The organism is Paenibacillus sp. FSL R7-0333 (assembly GCF_038000365.1).
Taxonomy (GTDB): Bacteria; Bacillota; Bacilli; order Paenibacillales; family Paenibacillaceae; genus Paenibacillus_AQ; species Paenibacillus_AQ silagei.
On record NZ_JBBOBZ010000001.1, the window covers coordinates 7,645,412 to 7,664,823 of the forward strand.

At 52.8% G+C, this 19,412-nt stretch carries 12 protein-coding genes; 9 read left to right on the forward strand and 3 right to left on the reverse strand.

The window, feature by feature from the left end; all coding sequences use genetic code 11:
* The first annotated feature begins 280 nt into the window (after positions 1-280).
* The 4 genes from MKY86_RS33065 to MKY86_RS33080 all read left to right on the forward strand — a co-directional run bounded on the left by MKY86_RS33065 (position 281) and on the right by MKY86_RS33080 (position 9,581).
* A complete protein-coding gene (locus tag MKY86_RS33065; RefSeq protein WP_076077208.1) occupies positions 281-4,852 on the forward strand; it encodes an S-layer homology domain-containing protein in 4,572 nt (1,523 codons plus the stop codon).
* Positions 4,853-4,962: 110 nt separating this feature from the next.
* Positions 4,963-6,105 (forward strand): response regulator, encoded by a 1,143-nt coding sequence (locus MKY86_RS33070; RefSeq protein WP_076077210.1) that lies wholly within the window; start codon positions 4,963-4,965, stop codon positions 6,103-6,105.
* A gap of 93 nt (positions 6,106-6,198) precedes the next feature.
* Positions 6,199-6,921 carry a GntR family transcriptional regulator gene (locus MKY86_RS33075; RefSeq protein WP_076077212.1) on the forward strand — a complete coding sequence of 241 codons (723 nt, stop codon included), beginning with the start codon at positions 6,199-6,201 and terminating at the stop codon, positions 6,919-6,921.
* A 275-nt stretch (positions 6,922-7,196) separates the two neighbouring features.
* Entirely contained in the window at positions 7,197-9,581 is a 2,385-nt protein-coding gene (locus MKY86_RS33080) for a phosphoketolase family protein (protein ID WP_076077214.1), read from the forward strand.
* A 65-nt stretch (positions 9,582-9,646) separates the two neighbouring features.
* Here MKY86_RS33080 and MKY86_RS33085 read toward each other — a convergent pair whose 3' ends face one another.
* Positions 9,647-10,516, reverse strand: a complete 870-nt coding sequence (locus tag MKY86_RS33085) for a TIGR03915 family putative DNA repair protein (RefSeq protein ID WP_083684713.1) — start codon at positions 10,514-10,516, stop codon at positions 9,647-9,649.
* Positions 10,516-11,826, reverse strand: a complete 1,311-nt coding sequence (locus tag MKY86_RS33090) for a putative DNA modification/repair radical SAM protein (protein WP_340827919.1) — start codon at positions 11,824-11,826, stop codon at positions 10,516-10,518. The genes MKY86_RS33085 and MKY86_RS33090 overlap by 1 nt, the downstream gene beginning before the upstream one ends.
* A gap of 193 nt (positions 11,827-12,019) precedes the next feature.
* Here MKY86_RS33090 and MKY86_RS33095 point away from each other — a divergent pair, with 193 nt between their 5' ends.
* From MKY86_RS33095 to MKY86_RS33105, 3 genes are all read left to right on the forward strand, one after another.
* Positions 12,020-12,211, forward strand: coding sequence for a hypothetical protein (locus MKY86_RS33095; protein ID WP_036691301.1), 192 nt, complete (start codon positions 12,020-12,022; stop codon positions 12,209-12,211).
* 311 nt (positions 12,212-12,522) lie between these two features.
* Positions 12,523-15,309: a glycoside hydrolase family 3 C-terminal domain-containing protein gene (locus MKY86_RS33100; protein WP_076077220.1), complete on the forward strand. Its 2,787-nt coding sequence runs from the start codon at positions 12,523-12,525 to the stop codon at positions 15,307-15,309.
* Positions 15,310-15,484: 175 nt separating this feature from the next.
* The gene (locus MKY86_RS33105; protein ID WP_076077222.1) at positions 15,485-16,771 is read left to right on the forward strand and encodes a glycoside hydrolase family 18 protein; all 1,287 of its coding nucleotides are present in this window, start codon (positions 15,485-15,487) and stop codon (positions 16,769-16,771) included.
* 101 nt (positions 16,772-16,872) lie between these two features.
* On the opposite strand, the gene MKY86_RS33110 is transcribed toward MKY86_RS33105, so the two are convergent.
* Positions 16,873-17,265, reverse strand: coding sequence for a hypothetical protein (locus MKY86_RS33110; RefSeq protein WP_076077225.1), 393 nt, complete (start codon positions 17,263-17,265; stop codon positions 16,873-16,875).
* Positions 17,266-17,454: 189 nt separating this feature from the next.
* On the opposite strand from MKY86_RS33110, the gene MKY86_RS33115 reads away from it, so the two are divergent.
* Positions 17,455-18,342, forward strand: a complete 888-nt coding sequence (locus MKY86_RS33115) for a GNAT family N-acetyltransferase (protein WP_076077228.1) — start codon at positions 17,455-17,457, stop codon at positions 18,340-18,342.
* 108 nt (positions 18,343-18,450) lie between these two features.
* On the forward strand, positions 18,451-19,356 hold the full coding sequence (locus MKY86_RS33120; RefSeq protein WP_076077230.1) for an AraC family transcriptional regulator: 906 nt from the start codon (positions 18,451-18,453) through the stop codon (positions 19,354-19,356).
* Positions 19,357-19,412: the final 56 nt, after the last annotated feature.

Sequence of the window (19,412 nt, forward strand, 5' to 3'; positions counted from 1 at the left end):
TCAAATGAACCGCAACACAAGGTTGGGAGGAAATTCGTAATTACGCAATGATCTTTGTCACAAAAAAGGGGATTTGTAGAGTTAATGTAGAGGACTGTCGGATAGTATTAGAAACTAAGAGATTATTATACACAACCTGTCGGTATCCGTATCGCACGATTTGGTGAACGCCTGCAAAGGAAGGGAGGATTTTACAGGTAATAGGCAAGCGGTCTATGAACAATAGGAAGTGTCGGCTGATCCCATAAAAGTCCCTTTAGATGAGGAGAACAAAAAAAAGATGACAACATCGAAGAAATGGAATAAAAGAGATTCCCGTGCTCTGGCAGCCTCGTTGTCGATTGCGCTGGTTGCTGCCAACTTTGCGCTGGCCGGACCCGTGGCCCATGCGGCTGTAGCGGAGAATGATGGTTCGGAACAAATTTTTACTTCAGAAGAATACCGGAACTTCACTAAGGATGGCGGGGGTGCTGTAAGCTTAACCTTCCCGGAGCTCTTCATCACCTCAGATCCGGATGAGATGATGTCAGGGGCTACGGTTGTCATTAACGGGTACGAGCAGGGTGACCAGCTTACGTTCGTAACAACTGGTACAGAAATTACAGTTAAATCCGGCGCGGGGAACGGTGTCTATGTATTAGAAGGCGGAGCTTCAACTGCAGAGTATCAGAGCGTATTGGAAAATGCCGAATTCACTATGACATCACCAGGAGAGCGCAGTCTGACCTTCGGCCTTGGTCCTGTCCCGGCCTTTAATAAAAACGGCCATTTCTATGAGTATGTGTCGGAAACTAGCATTACGTGGCCGAAAGCCAAGGCGGATGCCGAGAAGCGGACATACTATGGACGTAAAGGCTATTTAGTGACGATTACTGACCCGGATGAGAACGCTTTTATTGTCGAAAAGACGCCGGTGATTGGCTGGGTTGGCGGGAAAGATGTGGCCCGTGAACAAAATGAACAACAAAACGATAGGGCTACTACGCGCGTTTCCACCTTGCAGAACATTGAAAAATATAAAGGCTACGGCGATTGGCGCTGGGTAACCGGACCGGAAGGATTGGTGCAATTCGAAGGCAAATCAGGACTTCGTTTTTACCAGGGGTACCTCGCCGATGGAGGAAAAAATGATGCCGCCGAGGTTACCGATGCAACTTACGGCCCTATGTACGCTAATTGGGCTCCGAATGAGCCCAATGATAAAACATACGAGCATGTGGTCCATATTTATTCAAGCGGTTCTAATAAAAGTAAATGGAATGATTATCCAACTAACTCCCAGGGGGTGCATGCCTACCTTGTTGAATACGGCGGTATGCCAGGCGATTCCACCACCAGCATTAACACTACCATTACTCTAGTGGACAAAACCCCACTGAAGCAGGACAACGATACAGCAGAGGGCTATCTTAATCTTGAGCCGCAGGAATATACAAAGGCCTCTCTGGCGGTTCTCAAGAATGCATCGGATGCAGCCAAAGCTGTCCTTGAAGATGACCATGCTACCCCGGAAGAAATTGAAGCCGCCCGTAAGGGTCTGGAGGATGCAATTGCCGGACTGGTGAAGCAGCCGCCAGTGGCTGATAGCGCAAGCTATACCGAGGGCAGCAACAATCAGGTATCCATTAAGTTCGACAAGCCGGTTAAGTTCAATGAAGGCGATGCCGACCCTACGGATGACTTCAGAGTGACACTGGACGGAAAAGTGGTGGATCTTACGAATGCTGTAGTATCCGACCAAGATCCTAGTGTCATTATTCTGACCCTGGCCAGCCCGCTGGTTAATGACCCTGTGGTTAGAATCGAATATGATGCCGCAGAGTCGGCAATCCAGGCTCAGACACCGGGGAAGGAGCCAGTGTCCGACTTTACACTCATTGCGAACGGACCGTTTGGTGATTCCTTGGAAATTGAAACGCCTGCTAAGGGAACAGAGGTATATGGAGCAGACTTCCCGCTCCCGGTAACCGGACAAGCTGCACTGGACTCGGTGGTTACGGCTGCTGTGTATAAAGTGGATGTCCACCCGAATGCGCATCTGTTCGACCTTGAGGTAGGGATTACGGTAACCGATGATGTCTATAAATGGGACACCAAGCTGCCGGGTCCGCTGGCACCGGGCTCCTACCATGTGGCGGTGACTTCGACCAAGACATTCGGCGATGAAGTAAGAACAGAAACGAAGCTGTTGCCGTTCACGGTACCGCAGCTGGAATTGACCCATGTGGCGGTAAACGAAGGGCAGCCGGATCACGCGGTACTGACTTTCAACCAACCTGTTGGTTCTGCGTTGACCGATGCTGACTTCACCGGGCTTACCGTCGATGGACGGAAAGTGATTGCTGTGAAGTCCGTACAGGGAGATAAAGTAGAAGTCGTTCTGGAGGAAGCGCTCGGTCCAGATGATGCATTGGTCGTAGGGTACGACCCTGCTGCCGGTAATGTTACGGCTGAAGGCAATGTCCTGAACGAATTGAAGCCGATTCAGGCCGGCGACCAGTCAGGCATTACGAAGAATAATAATGTGATTCCACTTGAGCTCGTTGCTGCGTATCCCGAAGAAGGGCAGCTCAAGCTGGTGTTCAACAAGCCGATCAACGATCTGACCGATCTGTCCGGGTTCACTTACGGCGGTGTGCCGCTTCAGGGACCTTTTGAAATCAACGGCAATGAACTTATCGTTCCCATTCCTTCTGATCATAAGGGCGGTCTGCTCAGCTACGATCCGGAGCTTGGAAGTGTGACCGAGAATGGCAATAAGCATAACCCGCTTACGGGATTGCAGCCGGGGATTGATCTCGGCGGAGACGGCAAATATATCGCAGACGGCGGCAAGCTGCCGGAGAACGGTCTGGGATTGAGTGCCGGGGATAAGCCGGTATCCTTAAGTCCAGGCTTCCAGCCGGATGTACCAAGCGGCTACCTGGCAACCGTGCCTAATGAGACGGATTCCATCGCCCTGAATCTTGCTCCGGCAGGAGATAACGATACGCTGCGCAAGGTAAGCCTGAACGGTGTAGAGGTGCCTGACGGTGACTGGAGCAAGCTGCCGCTTCAGGAAGGGCTAAATACCATTCAGGTGGATATTGTGGATGCGAAGAACCCAGGCATTAAGCTGGGACAATACCAAATTCAGGTCATCCGCGCCAGCGGGAAGCTGGTTTCACTTGAGCCTTCCAGCGGTACCTTGCAGCCGGAGTTCAAGCCCGAAATTGATAAGTATGAAGCAACTGTAAGCAATAGTGTGTATGAAATTTCCCTTAAGCCGTTTACGCTGGACCCGGGAGCCGTAGTAACGCTCAGCATTGCGGGTGAAGCTCCGGTACAGGTGAAGAGCGGCGACTGGAGCGCAGCGCTCCCGCTGAAGGTAGGACAGAATGAGGTTGTAGTGACCGTCAAAGATTCCGCAGGCGGAACCAACACGTATACAGTAATCATTACCAGACAAGAGCCTGTATCTTCAGGCGGAGGCGGAGGTTCCGCTCCGGCTCCAGCAGCTCCTGAAACATCCAAAACTGAAGTGATTCAGGTGGATGTGGCCATCGGCGGAGCCAATGCGGCTGGCATCACAAAAGTGCCGGTACAGCGTACCACTCAGAGCAATGGCATGATCACTGATCTGGTCCGCTTCACCAAGGATAAGGCTGAAGAAGCGGTGAAGATGGCGAAAGAGACGGGACAAAGCATTGCCCGTGTAGTCATCCCGGATGCGGCGGACAATGTCAGCGAAGTGAATGTCCAGATTCCGGCGGAAACCGCCAAATTGCTGAAAGAGAACGGCATTGTACTGGAAATCTATACGGAGAACGCAATTGTACGTGTTCCGAATGAATCGCTGGAAGGCATCGGACAAGACTTCTATTTCCGGCTGGTGCCGGTGAGAAGTGCAACAGAGCGGAGTGAAATCGAGAAGAGAGCCACGCTTGAAGCTGTGGTCCGTGAAGTGGCCAAGGACAACAAAATCGAAGTGGTCGCCAGACCGATGACCATCGAGACGAACCTGTCCAGCAGGGCGGTAACCCTGATCCTGCCGCTAAGAGATGTGAAGCTGCCTGCGAATGAAGCGGCGCGTAATGCATTCCTCGCACAGCTCGGTATTTTCATTGAACATACCGACGGCACGAAAGAGGTTGTCAAAGGCAAAGCGGTTACCTATAAAGAGGGACTGCTTGGACTGGAATTCTCGGTAAGCAAATTCAGTACCTTTACGATTATCAACTTCAATAATCAGTCGCCTGCTACACATGTATCCTATATCGTTGGCTTCCCGGATGGTCAATTCAAGCCGGACGATCGGGTAACGCGCTCGCAGATGGCGCTCATGATTGCCCGGAATCTGGGCTATGATGCTAATGCGGCTGTAGGCACTCCTCCCTTCCCGGATGTGGCTGTCCGCCATTATGCGGCAGCAGCCATTGCCTTTGTGAATGCACAGGGCGTGATGAAGGGTGATCCGGCAGGGAAATTCCGGGGCAATGCACCGATTACGAGAGCAGAGATGGCCGCTGCTGCTGCCAACTACCTGAAGCTTGCCGTACCGGCTGACGGAAAATCGGGCTTCAGCGATACCACTGGACATTGGGCTCAGGCGGTAATTGAAGCCAACGTGTCGGCAGGCCTGCTTAAGGGCTATCCGGACGGCAGCTTCAAGCCGAATGCTTATCTGACCCGTGCGGAAGCAGTAGTCATTGTTAATCAGATGTTTGACCGCGGCCCGCTCCATGGAGCAGATGCGGTGAAATTCCCGGATGTCTCCAAGAATCATTGGGCCTACCTGGACATCCAGGAGGCTGTCATCGACCATCAGTACCGGATCGACAGTGAACAGAAGGAACAACGGGTTACAGAATAAATGGATAGGGGTTGGAGGAGAGATCATTTCTCCTCCAGCCCCTAAATCATTAAATTTAAAGTATAATGGTTATAAAACCGTACCGATTTCCAGTTGCGAAGGAGATCCGAATGAGAGCAATCCTGATTGACGATGAAGAATTGGCACTAAAGGCTTTGGAACGCCAATTGCATGCGCTTGGGTGTTTTGAGATTATCGGCAAATATACCGATCCGCTGCAAGGGCAGCAAAAGGTAGAGGAGACCGAGACCGATATTGTGTTTCTCGATATTCATTTACCGGAGCTGAGCGGGATTGAGATGGCGGAAAGGCTGCTGGAACGGAGACCCGATCTGCAGGTTGTATTCGTAACGGCATATGATAAGTATGCGATCAAGGCTTTTGAGCTGAATGCTCTGGATTATTTGCTTAAGCCGATTCATACGGACCGTCTGAAGCTTACAGTTCGGAGATTGAACGCTCAGCAGAAGCCTGGCCTGGCAGCCCGGGCAGCGTCAGCGCAGACAAGCTGGAGAATGCTGATGCTCGATGCCTTCCGGATCTACGAAGGGAGTCAGGAGCTTCCGTCACTGCAATGGAGAACGGCAAAGGCGCAGGAAATCTTCTTTTACCTACTGCATCATCGCGGCAAAGTGGTCAGTAAAGCCACTTTGATTGAGTTGCTATGGGCTGATTTTGATCCGAACAGGGCCTATCCGCAGTTATATACGGCTGTGTATCATATCCGCAAAATGCTGGAGCCCTTCAGCAGAGAACGGATTCTCCTGCAAAATACGGCGGACGGCTATCTGCTCAAGCTGAATGGAATCTGCCTGGACGTTGATGAGTTTGACCGCTTTATCCAAGCGGGGTTAGAGCTCTCGAATGACACCCTGCCCGAATACGAACGAATCCTGAAGCTGTTCAAGAGCGAATATCTGGAGGGGTACGATTATGTGTGGGCGGAGCTTGAACGGCAGAGATTCCAGCTGCAGTGGATTCGGCTGAAGCTGAATCTGGTCCGCTGGTATATGGGGAATGCAGAATATGAACAGGCCTTCAAGCACATTGAACAGGTCTGCACCCGCTATCCGTTAGAGGAGCAGGCGCAATTATTGTACATGCAAATATCGGATAGAATGGGCTTTCATTTTCTGGTGCAAAGACAGTATGTATTGCTGGAAACGGTCATGGAAGCAGAGGTTGCGGAGAAACCGAGCCGGGAGATTGTCAAATGGTATAGGGATTGGGACAACAAGCGTCAAAAAGGGTGAATCCGTGGATTCATCCTTTTTGCCCTATCTAAATTATGATATATTTAATCTTGAATGAACTGGTTCTGCAAAGACCCGACGAAGGAGCACCCCATGACCCAATTTGTCTACAAGCAGATTATTGCTGACCTCAAAACGAAGATCTTTGCCGGGCAGTACGCCGATATGAAGCTGCCGGATGAGCGCAGTCTCAGCGAGGCGTATCAGGTTAGCCGCAGTACCATTAAGCGTGCGCTGACGAAGATGGAGAGCTCGGGCATTATTTTCAAGAAACGCGGCTCCGGCACCTTCATCAATCCGTTATACATAAAGAACGATTCGATCTTCAATTACGAAGGCTCTAATCTGGGGGTGTCGGATAACTTCCAGATGCACGGCAAGAAGCCGGAGATCAAGGTGCTAAGCTTCGAGGTCATCCGGCCCACGGAGGAGCTTCAGCGGGATTTGTTCCTGATGCCCCATGATTTCGTGTATAAGATCGTGCGTCTGCGCCTGTTTGAAGGTGCGCCCTTCATGATTGAGACGGGATATATTCCGATCAAAATTGTGCAAAATCTCGACCAGACGATTATCGAGGGGTCGATTTTTCATTATCTGGAGGAGTCGCGCAATCTGGCGGTGACCAAGTCCTTTTTGTCTATTTTTGCCGAGCCTTCACTGCTGAATGATCAGGAGCTGCTCCATCTTAAGGAGAATGAACCCGTAGGGATTATGGAGGGGATCTTCTTCCTGGATAACGGCACGCCGTTCGAATTCTCGCATATGCGCTTCCATTATGAGTATCTAAAGTTTAACACGTTTGTATCTGTGCATTAACGGATGGACGGTGTAAATAGCATAACTAAGGTATAGCAGGCCGGGAGGAATCCCGGTCTTTTTGTGTTTTTTAGTATAACAAATTAATCCATAATTATAAAAATAAACATCTTTTTGTGCGTGTTTTGCAGAGAATTTCATACTATGTTCAAAATTTCACAATATTGGACCGTATTAATTTCTAAAAAGATTGAATTTCTGAAATGCCGATGTATGATGTAACTGTAGAAGTGATACATTCAATTTACAAAGAAAAAGATTAGGGAGTGGAAGACATGGGATTAACAATCGAACAGGTGGATTATTCCTCCAAAACGTATCTGGCAAAGCTTGACGCTTACTGGCGCGCAACGAACTACATCTCCGTAGGCCAGCTTTATTTGAAGGATAATCCGTTGTTAAGAGAACCGCTGAAGGATGCAGACGTCAAAGTGAAGCCGATCGGACACTGGGGCACGATCCCTGGGCAGAACTTTATCTATGCGCACCTGAACCGCGTTATCACTAAATATGATCTCAACATGTTCTATATTGAAGGCCCGGGCCATGGCGGTCAGGTGATGGTATCGAACTCTTATCTTGACGGAACCTACACCGAAATCTACCCGCAGATCACTCAGGACATCCCTGGTCTGAAAAAGCTGTTCAAGCAGTTCTCCTTCCCTGGCGGTGTTGCCTCCCATGCAGCTCCTGAAACACCCGGATCGATTCATGAAGGCGGCGAGCTGGGTTACTCCCTGTCGCACAGCGTGGGTTCGATTCTGGATAACCCTGACCTGATCTCAGCAGTCGTTGTAGGTGACGGCGAAGCAGAGACCGGTCCTCTGGCCGCTTCCTGGCTGTCCAACCGGTTCATCAACCCGATTACAGACGGTGCTGTATTACCGATTCTGCATTTGAACGGCTTCAAGATCAGCAACCCGACGATTCTGTCACGGATGAGCAGAGAAGAATTGACCGCCTATTTTGCCGGCAACGGCTGGGAAGCCTTCTTCGTAGAAGGCGAGAACCCGGATCTGATGCACCCGGAAATGGCGAAGGTGCTGGATACAATCGTAGAGAGAATTGCCGCCATTCAGAAGAATGCCCGTGAAAATAACGATACTGCCCGTCCGGTATGGCCGATGCTGGTCTTCCGCTCCCCTAAAGGCTGGACCGGTCCGAAATCGTGGGATGGCGTGCCGAACGAAGGCTCCTTCCGTGCCCACCAGGTGCCGATTCCGGTCGATCAGAAGAACATGAAGCATGCTCCGGCATTGCTTGAATGGCTGAACAGCTACAGACCTGAGGAACTGTTCGATGAGAATGGCCGTTTGAACGCAGATCTGGCTGAAATTCTGCCAACCGGCGACAGACGTATGGGCATGAACCCGGTAACCAATGCCGGCAAACTGATCAAAGACCTGCACAAGCCGAATTTCCGCAACTATACTCTCGATAATTCCGCTCCAGGCCAAGTGATTGCACAGGATATGGCGGTGCTGGGCAAATACCTGAAAGAGGTTGTTACGCTCAACGAAGAGAACCGCAACTTCAGAATCTTCGGACCGGATGAGACCATGTCTAACCGTCTGGGACCTGTATTCGAAGTGACCAAGCGCCAATGGATGGACGCCATTCAGGAACCGCAGGATGAATTCCTCGCTCCGTATGGCCGTGTCATTGACTCCCAGTTATCAGAGCATCAGGCAGAGGGGATTCTGGAAGGGTACGTACTGACCGGCCGCCACGGATTCTTCGCCAGCTATGAAGCGTTCCTGCGCGTGGTCGATTCGATGATCACCCAGCACTTCAAGTGGCTGCGCAAGGCTACAGATCAGACCTGGAGAGAAGACATTCCTTCCCTGAACGTGATCGCCACATCGACAGTGTTCCAGCAGGACCATAACGGTTATACCCACCAGGATCCGGGTCTGCTCGGCCATCTGGCTGACAAGAAGCCTGAATTCATCCGTGAGTATCTGCCGTCCGATGCGAACAGCTTGCTGGCTGTGTTCGACAAGATCCTGAATGACCGCCAGAAGATCAACCTGATCGTATCCTCCAAGCATCCGCGTCCGCAGTGGTTCTCGGCTGACGAAGCTCAGGAGCTGGTGGACAAAGGCCTTAAGATCATTGACTGGGCCAGCACCGACAAAGGCGGAGAGCCGGATCTCGTTATCGCTTCTTCGGGTACCGAACCAACTATGGAAGCCTTGGGTGCCATCTCGATCCTGCATGAGAAGCTGCCTGAGCTGAAGATCCGTTACATCAACGTGGTCGACCTGCTGAAGCTGAGAAGTCAGAAGCTTGATCCGCGCGGCTTGTCTGACGAGGAGTTTGATCAATTTTTCACAAAAGACAAACCGGTCATCTTCGCCTTCCACGGCTATGAAGGCCTGATCAAAGACCTGTTCTTCGACCGCCACAACCATAATCTGCATGTGCACGGCTACCGTGAGAATGGCGATATCACTACACCGTTCGATATGCGTGTCCTCAACCAGATGGACCGCTTCGATCTTACGAAGGAAGCTGTGCTGAGCCTGCCGGAAGCAAGCAAATACCAGGCCATCGCTGACGAGATGGACGCCATGGTGCAGAAGCATCACGCGTACATCCGTGAAGAAGGCATCGACCTTCCAGAGGTAGAGAGTTGGGTATGGAAGGCTTTGAACTAAGGTTAGGACGATAGTGTTATTTCATTAATAATATAGTAGGCTTCAATTAAGGAGCGCTCCGGTAGTCATGTTGATGGCTGCGGAGCGCTCTTTTTGTCCAATGATTGGAGCTGGATTATGGTCTCCGGGACCTCCGGCTGCAATGCCTTCTTCCACTGCCCCGCGGTGAGTACAGGCACACCATTACTGCCGTTCATCTCCACCATGTGCTTCCAGTAGCGCTTCGGCATCTTCGAGGAACGCAGCCGGTCATTGCGGCGCTCCTTGATGCCGATGGCATGATAGAAGCCAGTCCATAAGCGGCGGTACGCTTCCTCCGTCTCATCGGGTTCGGGCGGGGTCCAACCGTTTAGAGGCACGATGGCCACACGCCCGGGCTCATGAATCAGCGCAGCCCCATGGGTCTGATCGTAGATCATGAAGCTCTCCCCCTGGAACCGGTCACAGAAATGCTCCTGGATCACAGGCAGCACATAACCCTGAGGCTCAATCACTGCGGCCATGACCGGGCCGTATACGGAGAAGCGGACGAAACCCGTATACAGATGCGCTTCATGCCGCAGCTGCTGGACAGCCTTCATCAGCGTGTTAACGGTGTCATCCGCCAGCATATTCATCACCTTGCGGCCATGCTGGAAGCCGAGATACAGGAAGTTCAGCAGCAGCATCTCCTTATCGGGGGCGCAGCTCCAGAAGCCCAGACGCACCAGCTCCTCGGCTTCGCGGCTGATCCGAAGCGGCAGGGACTTCAGTACTCGTGCGGCCTTGTCTTTGTCGGTCTCAATCCATTTCGCTTCCAGCAGCAGGCCTATTTCCCCGCCTTCAGCATGAATCGCCAGCGGTTTCTCCTTCCAGGCATAGCTCTCAAATACACAGCACAGCAGACCCTCGAAGCTTCCGTCATAGGTGTACGCCAGTGCGGACGGCTTGAACATCAGGCCTTCGCTCCTTTCTTGAGCAGGTCCCAACCATCTGCTGCCGGAAGGGCCGACAGGTTGAAGTCGTCGAACAGCGTGAGCTGCTCCACCTGCGGCTGCTGGAGAGCGAGCTGCTCCCCGGACATGAGTGAACGAAGCAGCGTATGCTCGCTTACCTTCAGTCCCGCAAGCGGCTTGTCCTTGCAGGTGATGAAGAACTGGGCACGCTTGAGGACCACTCCCAGCTTCTTCAGCGCATGGAAATCGAGCGATCCGGCCCGTCTGGCCTTCACGATCCGCTGTGCACTTCTTACGCCGATGCCGGGTACACGCAGCAGCATTTCGTAAGGGGCGCGGTTGATCTCAACGGGGAACTGCTCCCGGTGGTTAACGGCCCAGCTGCATTTGGGGTCCAGCAGCGGGTTGAAGTTCGGCACGGCCTCATCCAATAATTCATTCGCCTTGAAGCCGTAGAAGCGCAGGAGCCAATCGGCTTGATAGAGCCGGTGTTCCCGCAGCAGCGGCGGTTTGGTGTCTAGTGCGGGCAGGAGGGAATCCTCCACCACCGGGGTGTAGGCGGAGAAGAAGACGCGCTTGAGCGAGTATTTACGGTATAGGCCTTCCGTCAAATTAAGGATTTGGTAATCCGTATCAGGCGTTGCCCCCACAATCATCTGGGTACTCTGTCCAGCCGGAGCGAAGCGGGGAGCATGGTTATACTTGACGATATCGGAGCGGTTCTCCTTGATCCGGCTGGTAATCAGCCCCATCGGCTTCAGGATGGATACCTTGCTCTTATCAGGTGCGAGACGTCCGAGGCTCTCCTGCGAGGGCAGCTCGATGTTGACGCTCATGCGGTCGGCGAGCAGCCCAAGTCTGGACAGCAGGGCTTCGTCTGCTCCGGGGATGGCTTTTACATGAATATAACCGTTGAAATGATAGACATTGCGCAGCAGCTCAAGCGCTGAGATCAGCTGCTCGGTGGTGTAGTCCGGATTGCGCATAATGCCTGAGCTAAGAAATAGTCCTTCTATATAATTACGGCGATAGAATTGCATGGTGATATCTGCGATCTCTTCGGGGGTGAAGGCTGCCCGGCGAATGGGGTTAGATTTGCGGTTGATGCAATAGGCACAATCATATACACAACCGTTGGTCATAAGCACCTTCAGCAGCGAGATACAGCGCCCGTCCGCCGCGAAGCTGTGGCAGATGCCCATCGCGGAGGTGTTGCCGAGCGCCCCGGCCTGACCCTTGCGGTCGGAACCGCTTGAAGTGCACGCCACATCGTATTTGGCGGAAGCGGTCAGAATCTCTAGTTTCTCCATTACATCCACGGTCTCAATCCCCCTCATATGTGAGCATTATATATCGAACATACGTTCTTGTCAAAGGTATACCCCCCTTCTTGGCCGCCTGTAAAATGTATGCGCATTCCTTCTTGTGCTATAATAGAAACTGATGGTTCATGGAATGAGGAATCATATGGTTATTGAAAATCGGGTTAGGAGTGTTGCTGAAGTGAGAGGATATAACATATGGCGGCCCATCATGCTGATTGCGGTTGCACTGCTGACAAGACAGTTAGTGACAAGTGTGTGCCTGATGTTCGGCATGTCGCAGGAATCGGCAGGCAGTGTAGCCATGCTGGGCATGATCGTTGCTGCTCTTATTATGTACAACCGCATGATGAAGGGCCGCCGCCGCAGATAAAATCAATAGAAGATCCGGCCGTATCTCTTCAGGCGGAGCGGATTGCATAGGAACAGGCTTGAAAGACGCCCGCACAGGTGTCTTTTTATTTTAGAACTGTCTTTTTAACTAAAAAAATTTATGCAGACAGATGTGCATCCCGGCGATCCGGCAAGCGGTGCTTGAATAATCTGGCTGGAGCTTATATTCTTAGAAGGATATGCTATATGATGGACCATACAGATTCAAGGCAACGTATATTCCCTGCAGGGAGGGCGTTATCTATAGAATCAACCCACAGCATGGGAAATGAACATACAGGAGGAAACCAATTGAGTACACAGAACATTGGAGTGCCGTTAGAGGGTTTTGCAGAATTTAGCCGGACGGTAGCCGCAGAGGGTGCGGTACTGCTTAAGAATGAGGGACAGGTGCTTCCGCTGGGTAACGGTGAGAGCGTTGCTGTTTTTGGCAGAATACAGGTGAACTATTACCGCAGCGGTACAGGATCGGGCGGTAGCGTTCACGTTGCATATACGACGAATCTGCTGGATGGACTGCGCAGCAAGAAGAACATTAGCGTGAATGAAGAGCTGGCTGCAGCCTACGAGGCTTGGATCGGGCTTAATCCGTTCGATGACGGCGGCAAGGTATGGGCTGCGGAGCCGTGGAACCAGAAGGAAATGCCGCTTACGGACGAGCTGGTGAAACAGGCAAGAAGCCAGTCAGCCAAAGCGGTTGTGGTTATTGGGCGTACGGCGGGCGAGGATCAGGATAATGCCGATACCGCAGGCAGCTACCGGCTGACGGAAGATGAGAAGGCGATGCTTGTCTCGGTTACGGCTCATTTTGAACAGACGATTGTGGTGCTCAACGTATCCAACATTATCGATATGAGCTGGGTAAATGACGCCGCTTATGTGAACCCTATCTCTGCAGTGATCTATTCCTGGCATGGCGGCATGGAGGGCGGCCACGCGATCGCCGATGTTCTGGCCGGCGAGGTTACGCCAAGCGGCAAGCTGACGGACACCATCGCGTATTCCATTGAGGATTACCCGTCGACCCGCAACTACGGCAATGAGTTCAAGAACCTGTACGAGGAAGATATCTATGTGGGCTATCGTTATTTCGAGACCTTCTGTCCCGATAAGGTTCAGTATGAATTCGGCTACGGGATCTCTTACACGACCTTCAAGCTGGAGCCAGAGGAAGCGAAGCTGGTGAACCAGGCGGGCGAGCCGCAGATTGAAATCGGCGTCACCGTAACGAATACGGGAGCCGTATATGCCGGTAAAGAAGTAGTGCAGGTGTATTACGAAGCGCCGCAAGGACAGCTGGGTCAACCGGCCAAAGCGCTGGCAGCCTTCGCTAAGACTAAACTGCTGGAGCCTGGTGAGTCTCAGCGCCTTACTGTAAGCTTCCCGCTCCATTCCATGGCTTCCTATGATGACGCCGGAGTGACCGGGCACGCTTCCGCTTATGTGCTGGAAGCCGGAACCTACCGCTTCTATGCAGGAACCAGCGTCAAAGCGGTATCAGCAGTGCTTCTGGATGGACAAGAAGGCTATGTGCTGGATGAGCTTAAGGTCGTGGAACAGCTGCAAGAGGCTATGGCGCCTACCGAGAGCTTCATGCGGATGAAGCCGGGTGCCCGCAAGGCAGACGGTTCGTATGAGCTTGTCTCCTCCGAGGTGCCAACGCGCAAGGTGGATCTGGCGGAGCGGATTGAACGCAATCTGCCGCAGCAGCTTCCGCAGACCGGCAATCAGGGATATACCCTGAGAGATGTCCATGACGGAAAAGTTAGCATGAGCACCTTCATTGCCCAGCTAAGCGACCAAGATTTGGCGGCGATTGTCCGGGGCGAAGGAATGAGCAGCCCGCTGGTCACTCCGGGTACGGCATCGGCGTTCGGGGGCGTGAGCGACAGTCTGTTCAGCTACGGCATTCCGGTTGCAGCTACAGCGGACGGCCCTTCCGGCATCCGTATGGACAGTGGAGCTAAGGCAACACAGGTATCAATTGGAACCCTGCTGGCCGCTACATGGAATGCGGAGCTGGTGGAAGAACTGTATGTTATGGAAGGCCAGGAATTATTGCGCAACCAGGTGGATGCGCTGCTGGGACCGGGACTGAATATCCGGCGCAGCCCGCTCAACGGGCGTAACTTCGAATATTTCTCCGAAGATCCGCTGATCTCTGGGATCTTCGCTGCCGCATGCACACGCGGAATTATGAAGGGCGGCTCTAATGCGACGCTGAAGCATTTTGCCTGCAATAACCAGGAGAAGCACCGCAGTAAGGTCGATGCTGTCGTATCGGAACGCGCGCTGCGTGAGATCTACTTGAAGGGCTTCGAGATCGCAGTCAAGCAGGGCGGGGCTAATTCGATCATGACCTCCTACAACCCGGTGAACGGGCATTGGGCGGCTTCCAACTATGACCTCAACACCACGCTGCTCCGCGGCGAATGGGGCTTCCAGGGGATCGTCATGACCGACTGGTGGGCGATCATGAACGATGTGGTGAACGGAGGGCCGGCAGACCGTAAGAATATGAACTGGATGGTCCGCGCCCAGAACGATCTGTACATGGTCGTTAGTAATTATGGGGCAGAGGTTAATGCTTACGATGACAATACAATTGCATCTCTGGAGAACGGCACGCTTACCCGCGGGGAGCTTCAACGCTGCGCGATCAATATCTGTGAGTTCATCATGAAGGCGCCGGTATTCTCCAGAAAGCATGAGATTATTGAAGCGGTCGATACGTTCAAGGCTGATCCGGCTATCGGGGCCGAGCAGGTGCAGGTGCTGAGCGAGAACGCTCAGGTAACCCCTGCTGTGTCCGGGCCGACCTATATACAGGCTGACGAGGCGGGCCAGTACCGCATTATTGTCAGCATCATGTCTCCTGAGCCTGAGCTTGCGCAGAGCGCCTGCAACCTGACCCTGAATGGACAAGCGGTAACCACCATTCAGACGAACGGAACGGAAGGCCGGTGGATCCGGCAGAAGCTGGTCAAGGTTGAGCTGGAAGCCGGACGGTATGAGCTGAAGCTTGACTTCGTCAAGCCCGGCCTGCAGGTTGAATGGATTGAATTCAAACAGGTATAGCATCAGGATCATTGATAGCATGAGCAGCAAGGCACCCTCCGGGGTGTCTTTTTTTGCAAATACAAGAATTTACATGCTAAGAGGTTGTCCTGATATCCGCCTGATTCCGCATACCCGCAGGGCTGCCGAATAAAATAGAGATAAAACGGCTACTATGAAGGGATGGCAGGAACGTATGCAAATACATGTAGTGCAGCCGGGCCAGACGCTGTATGGCATTGCGCAGGCCTACGGAGTAAGCACTGATACGATAACTGAGGCGAATCAGCTCTCTGCGCCGGGAAGCCTGGTGGCAGGGCAGGCGCTGGTAATCCCGATTGCCGGGCAGTATTATTGGGTGCAGCCGGGCGACAGCTTCTACAACATAGCCAAGCGGTTCGGCCTGAAGGCAAGCGAGCTGGCGGAGGTGAACGGGCTGACGCTGAATCAGCCGTTACAGGTCGGACTCCGTCTGTACCTTCCACCTGGACCGAGGCGGCAGGCGGAAGTGAACGCGTATGTGGAGCCCCGAGGGGAGAGTGTCTCCCAGCCGCTGCAGAATGCTGCGCGTGAGGCTGCTCCTGAGCTGACGTATCTCGCACCGTTCAGCTTCAGGATCAAGCGGGACGGAACACTGGTCCCGCCGCCTCTGGATGGCCTTGCCTCCATTGCTGCAGAGCATCAGGTGACGCTGATGATGGTCGTGACGAATCTGGAGGATGCCCAGTTCAGCTCGGAGCTCGGGCGCATTATTCTTAATGATCAGGAGGTTCAGGACCGGCTGCTTGAGAACATCATCGCGGAAGCGAAGCGGCTGAACTTCCGGGATATCCACTTTGATCTGGAGTTTCTCCGGCCGGAGGACCGTGAAGCGTACAATACTTTTCTGCGGAAAGCGGCAGAGGTCATTCATAAGGAGGGCTTCCTGCTGTCCACCGCCCTTGCCCCCAAGACCAGCGCGTCACAGGTTGGGGCCTGGTATACGGCGCATGACTATAAGGTCCACGGCGAGGTTGCCGACTTCGTCATTATTATGACGTATGAATGGGGCTATAGCGGGGGGCCGGCGATGCCTGTCTCGCCGATCGGGCCTGTCCGTCAGGTGCTGACCTATGCAGCAAGCGAGATGCCCGCCGGTAAAATCATGATGGGCCAGAATCTGTACGGTTATGATTGGACGCTGCCTTTTGTAGCAGGGGGGCAATATGCCAAAGCGCTCAGTCCGCAGGCGGCCATTGATCTGGCAAGGAACAGGAATGCGGCCATTCTCTATGACTACAGAGCCCAAGCTCCGCATTTCGATTACACCGATGACGAGGGGCGGCAGCATAAGGTATGGTTTGAGGATGCCCGCTCGATTCAGGCCAAGTTCGATTTGATCAAGGAATTAGGGCTGCGGGGCATCAGCTACTGGAAGCTGGGCCTGCCTTTTCCGCAGAATTGGCTGCTGCTTACGGATAACTTCAAGGTGGTAAAAAAATAGACCGGAGACCCTGCTGCCAGCGGCGGCGTAAGAAGCTCCACACCAAAACGGATGTGCCCATGCGAAATGGCGGCACATCCGTTTTTTTGAAAATATAAGTGTTAGCCCATTAAGCCCTTGAGCCCGCCCAGAAAAGGCCGGATTGACTTGATCATGTTGTAGCCCATCTTCATCACCGGCATAGCCTTCTGCATCATTCCGAACATGCCCATGAACCGTCCGAGACCCCCGCCGATACCGGCAGCCCCGCCTCCCCCGCCCATCAGCGAGCCGAGTAGAGGCATGAAGCCGGACACCTCTGCTCTGCGCGCAGCTGAAGAGGATTTCCGTTTCGGGGGTGGCCCCTTACGCGTGCTGGGTCTGGACAGAATCACTGCCTCCTGGTTCAGATCTGTAATCCATCCTACGTAGGAACGCCCATTATGCAAAGTGATGCAGACCGGCTGGCCTTTCAGCTGCTGTGCCCACTTGCGGAGCTTTGTTGAATTTGCCATTCGTCATTCACCTCACTGTTCTATTTACTCTATTTTACTCAGAACCTGGGAGGCGGCTTGTGCGGGTATGGAGTTCTGCGGATTATTTTTGAACAACCCGGGGCTGTCTTTGGGGGCAGGATAGCGTACTATTAGTAGATAGGTGGAATTATCTTACAATAGTCATTCTATGATTAGGGGGAGATCCGTTTGACCGATATCGGGAAGTTAGCGGCGTTCATCTGCGCCCGTAATACAGGAGACCAGCAGTGCGGGTATGTAGGCAGTACGCTGGAGGATGTTATGCATGACCTTAGTGACGGTATGGAGGAAGCAAGTCTGGTGCTGTATGAAGGAGAACGTATTACTGGCGCGGTTATCCTGGACATCTATGACATTGGGGGCGGGCAAGAGGATATTGAGGTATGGGGGCCCTATTATTCAGCTCACCCTGAAGAAGAGCTCCGGCTCTTATTCAACTATGTGAGTGAGACCGCTGAAGCGGGAGCTATAAGGTATATCCATCTTTTTATTAGTGGTGATAATACTCCGCTCATGGAATACGTTGCCCGCTATCAATCCGAGAAGGTGAACACGCATTACCACTACTCGATCGCTACAGCATCAGCGCCTGACAGCAGCCGTCACATGCACCCTGGCTTGTCTGTTCTGCCCGTCACAGAGCCTGCCTCCAGATGGACAGGGCAGATTCTCGATCTGCATAATCAGCAATTTCAAGGTGCAATTCTCACTCCGGAGGAGATTACTGCAGAGATAGAAGACAGCAGCAACAGTGAATATGACGTTCACGCTGTCCTTAATGAGGGCTTATTCACCGGATACATAATTGTTAGAAGAAATGCACGGACCGGCACCCTTCATCTGGAATACCTATGCATCCGGCCCGAAGAGAGAAGCCGGGGCATAGGCAGGCAACTGATTGCCTGTCTGGCAGAGAAGTACAAAGGGGTGGGTTATTCGAGTATTAGTTTGGTTGTCGGCGAAGAGAATACAGCCGCTATCCGCTTCTACGACAAGAACGGGTTCACCAGGGACCGTGTCATGAGGCATATCCTTATCGGGGGCGGGATGTTCTAAAAATATACAAATTGTGAAGATACAAATAGGATTATAGGCACCACAACCCAAGTCATATCTACACTCTAGGCCTCTGCTAAGATCAGTAATGAAAGGAGGAGAACAGCAATGTACGAATGGAATGAGATGGTACAGCGCATGATTGACTGGGTGGAGGAGGATCTTGCAGCTTCGCCTACGCTGCTGGAGATGTCTGAGCAGCTGGGGTATTCGCCGTATTACTGCACCCGGCAATTTCATGTGCTGACCGGAATGACGCTGCGGGATTATGTCTGGCAGCGCCGGATTGGCCGGGCGGCACTGGAGCTTAGGGACACGGAGGCACGCATTCTGGATATTGCCGTAAAGTTCGGCTTTTCCTCTCAGGAGGCGTTCACGCGGGCCTTTTTCAGAGCCTTCAAGCTCACTCCCCATGCCTACCGCAAGGCTCCACAGCCGATTCCGCTGGCTATTCGTGCCGAGGTGTTCTCTCCTTATCATTATCTGATCAGGGAGCGGGATAGAATGAGACAGGTGCATTTGCAGGAAGCGGAGATTAAGCTTGAGTGGATACCGGCGCATAAGTTTATCGGCATCCGCGATATCGGCTCTAACAATTACGGAGGATTCTGGAAGAATGGGCATGACTGCGATGAGGTCTCTGGAACCCTGGAGAGCATGTCGCATCATACGCTTCCCGGCCAGTTGGGCCAGACGGCAGGCTGGTTCTATCAGGAGGGGCGCAAAGGCTATCTGTATGGTATCCTTGTCGCGGCTGATTACGACGGGGCGGTTCCGGAGGGCATGGAATGCCGGGATATCCCGGAATCGGATTACCTGGTCTTTTTTCATCCGCCCTTTGATTACTTGCAGGATAATGGGCAGGTGATGCGTATCGTTGAGGAAGTGGCTTGGAATTATGATCCTGCGGTTATGGGCTATGTGTGGGATGAAGAGGAGAAGCAGGATTATCAGCGGCATTTCCCGGAGGGTTACGGCTATGCGGTGCTGCGGCCGGTCCGTAAATTAGACTAACTTCAGACAGCAGGCTGGCTTAAGCAAAAGCGTTCGGCGCTTCTGCTTAAGCTGCT